The 1,831-nt window shown below is 32.3% G+C and carries 1 protein-coding gene; it reads right to left on the bottom strand.

From position 1 onward, the window contains the following. Window position 1: 1 nt before the first annotated feature. Entirely contained in the window at window positions 2-1,294 is a 1,293-nt protein-coding gene (locus N5E64_RS15550) for a serine hydrolase (protein ID WP_114999787.1), read from the bottom strand. Between the last annotated feature and the right edge of the window lie 537 nt (window positions 1,295-1,831).

Raw genomic sequence — 1,831 nt, 5'->3', positions numbered from 1 at the left:
GTTATTTAGTCAATAAATATTTTGCAACAGCATGATAAGCTGGTAACGAATACGGGTCGTTCGCACTATTCGATGCAACCGGATTGGAAGCAAATCGCACAATAACCATTTCCGCTTTTGGATCAACATAAATCGCTTGACCATGAACGCCACGCGCCATAAATGCTTGATGCTCATTATTCGTTACCCACCACATATCTTTGTAGCTCCAGCCTTTTAGAAGTTTATAATTTGCCTTTTCAAAAGCTTTTTGATTTCCTCCTTTTTTGATTTCCTCAACCAATTTTTTAGGCAAAATTTGATGATTATTAAAGTAACCATTGTTTCTTATCATTTCTCCAAACATCGCTAAATCTCGAAGGTTTGCATTAAAACCACCTCCTGCAAAAGCAATTCCAGCACCATCAATCTGGTAATATCCATCAAAGTTTGTTCCCAATGGTTCCCAAAATTTTTCAGATAGAATTTGAGCCAAAGGTTTATTCAATACTTTTGTAATAATCCAACCCATCACATCAGTATTCACCGTTTTATAACCAAAAGCTTCACCATGTTTACCATTTTTCTTGACTGTTTTCAAATAATCATAATAATTTGTAGGTCCATTATAATTAGCAGGTTTAGGAAAAGGATTTCCAGCAGCCGAAAAAGCCCACACTTCAGCATTCGGATCGCTGTAATCTTCACTATATTGCAAAGCAGTTGTCATATCCAAAACTTGACGAATCGTAGCATCACCAAAAGCTGAGGTTTTCAATTCAGGAATATAATCACTACATTTTTTATTCTCATCTAGAATACCTTCGGCAACTAACATTCCGCCTAAAGTTCCTGTCAAGGTTTTACTCACAGACATCAAGGCATGAGTTCCATTTTTGTTTAGTTCTCCAAAGTAATTCTCATAAACAATAGCACCTTTGTGTAAAACAATAATTCCATCGGTATAATTTTTTTGCAAAGATTCTTTCCATGTCATAGTTTTTTTACTTTCTAAAGGAGTGAAAGTCACATTATCAATGGATTGATCCAATTTAGTTTTCCAAGTATATCTGTTTTCTTGTGCCGAAGCGACATTTACAGTTGGGAAAAATTCGCGCATATGACAAACGCTATATCGTAAAGCTGGAAAGTTAAAAAAGCTACCATCTATAGCGGACAAAATATCTTCTTTTGCAGGTGGAAACCCTTTTATCCAATTAAAATTCTTTGGATCCGATTGTTCTGCAGTCAAAAATTGTTGTCCATAACTCATTTGCGTCATCACTAAAATTAAACAAACTAATATTTTTTTCATAGTTGTACTATCTATTTGGTTGATAAATGAAGTAGAGGAGAAGCTTGCTTCTCAAATTTACGAAAACCATTTTAAACTTTTTTATTTTAACGTATACTAATAATTCCGCTTTCGCGAAATTCCTCCCGAGTCGTTAACCACAAAGTACCTGCTGTTGCTTTGTTTTAATCAGCAAATCATCATCGTCTAATCATTTCTGTAGTAAAAATTAAAATGTTTGTATAAAAAGTTTTATTTATTTTCTTTCTCTTATTTTCACTTTTAGTTTACTGCTTATTACTTAAACGAGCTAAAATCATTCAAACCTTTTTTTTACGAGAGAGTTTTAATGCCGTTTTTCTTCATTCTTTTTCTATACTTAGCTTTACAAGCTAAAATCGAGTCAATAATGCTAAATATCAATTGTTTATTTGAATAGATAATAATGTTAAGTTCTGATATTCATAGATATGCACTTTATATTTTAACATGTTAAATATATTTTAATATGATGGTTATCATTTTATGTGTAAATATACAATTCTACTTTTGCTAAAC

This window comes from Empedobacter sp. GD03739 (assembly GCF_029843245.1).
Taxonomy (GTDB): Bacteria; Bacteroidota; Bacteroidia; order Flavobacteriales; family Weeksellaceae; genus Empedobacter; species Empedobacter falsenii_B.
This window is presented reverse-complemented; position numbering and strand designations above follow the sequence as displayed.